This is a genomic window from Geminicoccus flavidas (assembly GCF_009806515.1).
Lineage (GTDB): Bacteria > Pseudomonadota > Alphaproteobacteria > Geminicoccales > Geminicoccaceae > Geminicoccus > Geminicoccus flavidus.
Window position 1 is genome coordinate 1 of record NZ_WUJP01000381.1, and the last position, 4,628, is coordinate 4,628.

Below are 4,628 nucleotides of genomic sequence, written 5' to 3' on the forward strand. Positions count from 1 at the left end.
TGTGGGTGCGGGCCAGGCCCAGCCCGTGCGCAGCCATGTCGGCATGCAGCAGCCAGAGCCGGCGCGCGGCATCCCTGTCCTCGACCTTGTCCAGCACGCGCTGCACCAGGGCCGCCAGCTCCCTGCCGCCGGTGATCCGCCCGGCACCCTTGCCCAAGGAACGCCGGCTGACCCGCGCCAGCCTTTCCCACCATTCCCCGTCGTCGAGCTTGGCCGCCTGCAGGAGGTCGATCAGCGAGCGGGACGCCTCGGCGGTGAGCACGATGCGCGCTTCGACCAGTTCCAGGGCGGCCGCCAGCGTCTCGTCGCCGTCCAGCGCCCGCCCGAGCACGCGGATCTCCTCGTGCCAGGCGGAGAGCTGCCGCTCCTGGATCATCAGCCGGTGGGCGAGCGTCGCGGTCCAGGGGATGTCCGAGCGCCCGTCCATGTCGTAGCCGACCCAGCTCGCGACCGAGGCTAGCCTGGGCACGATGCCGCGCCAACCGTCGGGATAGAGCTCCTCGGCGACCTGCTGGACGATGGCATAGACCCGCATCAATGCGGCGCGCACCTTGCCGATCGCGAGCACCGACTGGCGGAACTCCTCGGTCAGGTCGAGCTGCGCCTCGGGGCCGTGCGGCAGCCGCTCGACCTCGCGGAGGACCGGTGCCCGCGCCGCCTCGTCGCCGGCCAGCGCCAGGTCGACCAGGGCCTGCTGGAGCTTGTTGGACAGGCTGAAGGTCGGGTGCGCGGTGAACACGAAGCCGTAGAGCACCTGGCCGACCCGTTTGCCGAACTCCTCGGCGGTGACGCGCTGCCCATCCACTTCGGCCAGCCCGCGGACCAGCCGCTCGATGCTCGCGGCGTTCGCGGCCGTATCCACCTCGCCCAGGTAGGCGGAAAGCTGCTCGGCCCGGCCGATGAACGCCGCAGTCGACAGCCGCCCGATCATCGCATCCGAGATCGACATGTCGATCTCGCCCCGGTCCATGGCACGCTTGAGGTCGAGCGCCATCAGCCGGATCGGGCTGGTGAACGGGTCCGTGTCGACCCGGGTGCGGTGCTCGGCCAAGTGCTCGCGCGCCTTGGCCAGGACCGCAGCGGCCCGGTCACCCGCCGGTGCCGCCTGGGCCAGCCCGGCTCTGTCCCGGTCCACCTCGATGTCCAACATGCCCGCCTGTTCCCCTGCCGAGTGCGGGGCCAGTGTGGCGAGGTTCTTGTGCAATGCAACACGTTCAATGCGGTGCGCCAGCGCATGGTGGCGCCACCTTGTCACCGCACTTGCGATGCCGTACGCAACCGTCGAGGGATACGGGTTTTTCCTTGGAGCAGCGCATGCGTCGCAGAGGGTTGTTGGCAGCCGCGTCGGCCTTACCCCTGCTCTGCGCCGGGCGCTCGGCCGTGGCTGCTGCTAACGATGCCGAGATCCTGGTGGAGCGGACGCGCGTCGCCCTGCTCGAGTTCCAGAACGACCGCGAGATCCTGCCCTCGGTCAGCCTCTACGTGCAGAACGCCTATGGCGTGCTGATCGTGCCCAACCAGGTGAAGCTCGGCTTCATCCTGGGCGGCTCGGCGGGCCGCGGCCTGCTCCTGGCCCGCGACACCACCACGGGTGTGTGGTCGGACCCCGCGGTCTACGGCATCTATGGCGCCAGCGTCGGGCTGCAGCTGGGCGGCCAAGCCTCCGACGCGATCTACACGATCATGAACAAGGCCGCACTCGACCGGCTGGTCGCGTCCACCTCCTTCAAGATGGGGGCCGATGCCAGCGGCGCGCTAGGGCCGATCGGCGCCGGGATCGGCGCCGGCACCACGCCCAATTTCGGCGAGGACATCTACCTGTTCGCGCTGAATGCCGGGCTGTTCGGCGGCTTTGCGGTGGACGGCACGGTCACCGTGCCGATGCCGTCCTGGAACAAGTCGCTCTATGGCCGCGACGTCGCGGTGAGCGAGATCCTGCAGGGCAGCGTGATGAACCCGGCGACCGAGCCGCTCAAGCAGGTGCTCAGCCAGTTCTGAGGCTGGCTCCGGCCCTCCTCAGCGGGCGTACATCCCCGGGCTGCGGCGGAGTTCCTCCTGCTTGTCTCTGACCATGCCCGGGATCAGGAACAGGTCGACGACCAGCCAGACCAGCACGAACATGCTCAGGATCTGCAGGATCGCGGTGCCCGGCCGGCCCAGGTAGAAGCGGTGCGCGGCGAAGATGCCGAGGAAGAACTAGAGCAGATAGGCCCCCGCGACGCTGGGGCCGTCATTGGCCACCCGCATCTCGATCAGGACCCGCTCGTCAACCGCTCGATTGATCATGCGCCGTTCTCGAAATGTTCAGACGCGTGACGCGTCCTGGTCTTCGATCAGTATGTAGAACGCCTGCGCGGGAGAAAGCGCCAAGTCCTGTGGACCGGCCACTTTCTACGGTTCCGGATACCAGGCTGCGGTCCTACCACTGCCCCGGGTCGCCGCTGGCCGTTGCCCATGCGCAAGGCCCTGCGGGAGGCGATGGCGTTGCCCGGCGGGCCGTCAGGCCGCCTCGGCATCCACCGCGTCGGCAAGCTCCTTCAGCGTCGAGAAATGCCAGTCCGGCCGGGTGGCCTTCTCGACGGCCGGCGTGCCGCCGGAACCATTTTGGCCCATGCGCCGCTCGATCCAGCAGGTGCGCAGCCCCAGGAGATGGGCCACGCCGATGTCGTGGTACTGGCTCTGGGCCGTGTGTAGGATGTCGCCCTGGTCGAAGCCCGCCACCTTCTGCCGCTCCAGCATGTAGTGGAACACGCGCGGGTCCGGCTTGCTGGCGCCGATGTCCTCCGCGGTGATCTGCTCGTCGAACGGCTCGCCCAGCGTCTTCGCGAAACAGGACATCGCCCAGCGGTCCGAGTTGGTCAGTGCCACCAGGCGGAAGCGGTGGCGCAGGCGTTGTAGTGCCTCCACCGAGTCCGGGAAGGCCGGCCAGTCCGGGATCGAATCATGCAGTCCCGCCCCTTCCCCCTCGCCGGCAGGCAGGCCCAGCACGCCAGCCGCGACTTGGTAGATCCGGTCCAGGAGCGGCGGGAACGGCGCATCGGGCTGCTCCCCCTGCGCCACGACCTCACCCCGGCCATAGGCCTCCAGGAGGGCGTCGTCGCTCACATCGAGCGCCGCCTGCTGGGCGAGCGGGCGCAGGTAGTTCAGGACGCCCGCCTCGAAATCGATCAGCGTCCCGACCACGTCGAAGGTGATGACCTTGAAATCCGTCAGACGCATCGGGCACTCCACTCAGGGGCCACGCCATCCGGCGGGCCGGCTCAGCGCTTCCATGCGAGGTTGAACAGGGTGCGCTTCTTGGGCGTTCCCTTGCGCGGGTCATCCGCGGTAAGCAGGTCGGCCAGCCGGCTGCGGGCCGCATCGGATTCGCTGAACACCCGGTCCCACATCTCCAGGACCATCTGCACGGTGTCGTCCTCGCCCCAGGGGCGGCGGGTGCGCCGCATCCGGTGTGTGACCACCGCGGCGGCGAGGTTGTCGCGGAACTGCCGGCCGATCGAGGCGGGGGCACCCACCCGGTCGAGGAGCTGGGCCAGGCGGCGCAGTACCCGCCCGGTGCCATAGGCGCCCGCGGCATCGGTCAGCCCGGGCAGCCGCCTGGTGTCCGCCATCACCGATTCGTTCGGGCCGGCGGCAAATCCCACATGGTCCTCGGCGAGACCAAAGGCGGCCAGCCCCACCGGCGCCCCGCGCACCCCGGCGCGGAACGCCTCCTGGACCGCATCGTCCCCCGCCATGCCCGGTCGTTCCGCAACCTTCATCATGACCGCCAGGGGATAGTAGCGGGCCGGCCGTCGTCAACCCTCCGTGAGCGGGCCGGCGGCGACGAGTCGGGGATCCAGCGTGAACAGCTCGCGGGGACGGCCGACCCCGCGCAGGGCGAACCGCCCGAGCGACACCAGGTCCGCCCGCTCCCCGTCCGGCATGGCGGCCACGAACTCGGAGGAAAGCAGCATGTCCCGGTCCACTGAGCGGCACATTGCGGCGATCCGCGCGACCTCGTTCACCGCGGGCCCGACCACGGTGAAATCGAGCCGGCTCCGGCTGCCGATATTGCCGAAGAACACCTCGCCGACATGCAGCCCCAGATAGACCGAGGTGACGGGTCGTCCCTCGGCGCGCCGCGCCGCATCGAGCACGCTGCCGCGGTCACGCAGCGTACGCTCCGCCTGCAGCGCCGCCCGGCAGGCTACCGCCGGGTCGTTTGCCTGGAAGACGGCCAGCGTGCCGTCGCCCATCAGCTTGAGCACGTCGCCGCCAGCCTCGCAGACGGCGGAGATCACCAGCTCGGCATAGTCGTTCAGGAGCGGGATGATCTCGTCGGGCGGGGCCGTGTCGGTGATCGTGGTGTAGCCGCGCAGGTCGGAGAACCACAGAACCGCATGGATCCGCTCGGCCACGCCGCGCCGGATCCGCCCCTGCAGCACGAGCTGCGCGGCATCGGCGCCGAGATAGACCTCCGCCAGGGTGGCGATGATGCGGGCCAGGGCCGCGGACTTGATCGCCAGCGCCAAAGGCGGGGTCAGACGCCGCAACGTTGCCAGATCGGCGTCGCTGAAGCCGCCCGGTGCGTCGGTCAGCCAGTGCGAGTAGACCGAATCCATCTCGCCGATCACCGCCTCGGCCGC

At 69.8% G+C, this 4,628-nt stretch carries 6 protein-coding genes; 1 reads left to right on the forward strand and 5 read right to left on the reverse strand.

All coding sequences use genetic code 11. From position 1 onward, the window contains the following. The coding region (locus tag EQG76_RS10745; RefSeq protein ID WP_159713233.1) for a phosphoenolpyruvate carboxylase at positions 1–1,150 on the reverse strand (1,150 nt) is incomplete at its 3' end. Positions 1,151–1,380: 230 nt separating this feature from the next. On the opposite strand from EQG76_RS10745, the gene EQG76_RS10750 reads away from it, so the two are divergent. After that, a complete protein-coding gene (locus EQG76_RS10750; protein WP_159713235.1) occupies positions 1,381–1,998 on the forward strand; it encodes a lipid-binding SYLF domain-containing protein in 618 nt (205 codons plus the stop codon). Between the two features lie 18 nt (positions 1,999–2,016). On the opposite strand, the gene EQG76_RS32785 is transcribed toward EQG76_RS10750, so the two are convergent. From EQG76_RS32785 to EQG76_RS10770, 4 genes are all read right to left on the reverse strand, one after another. Then, positions 2,017–2,184, reverse strand: coding sequence for an NINE protein (locus tag EQG76_RS32785; RefSeq protein ID WP_200840726.1), 168 nt, complete (start codon positions 2,182–2,184; stop codon positions 2,017–2,019). Between the two features lie 315 nt (positions 2,185–2,499). Next, the gene (locus EQG76_RS10760; RefSeq protein WP_159713237.1) at positions 2,500–3,219 is read right to left on the reverse strand and encodes an HAD-IA family hydrolase; all 720 of its coding nucleotides are present in this window, start codon (positions 3,217–3,219) and stop codon (positions 2,500–2,502) included. A gap of 41 nt (positions 3,220–3,260) precedes the next feature. Beyond that, positions 3,261–3,737: a hypothetical protein gene (locus EQG76_RS10765; protein ID WP_159713239.1), complete on the reverse strand. Its 477-nt coding sequence runs from the start codon at positions 3,735–3,737 to the stop codon at positions 3,261–3,263. 60 nt (positions 3,738–3,797) lie between these two features. Beyond that, positions 3,798–4,628 (reverse strand): adenylate/guanylate cyclase domain-containing protein (locus EQG76_RS10770; protein ID WP_200840725.1); only part of this gene is annotated, 831 nt, incomplete at its 5' end.

Bases quoted from the DNA above. Each gene is read 5' to 3' on its own strand.
- EQG76_RS10760 (WP_159713237.1), bottom strand. From the start codon at position 3,219: ATGCGTCTGACGGATTTCAAGGTCATCACCTTCGACGTGGTCGGGACG.
- EQG76_RS10765 (WP_159713239.1), bottom strand. From the start codon at position 3,737: ATGGCGGGGGACGATGCGGTCCAGGAGGCGTTCCGCGCCGGGGTGCGC.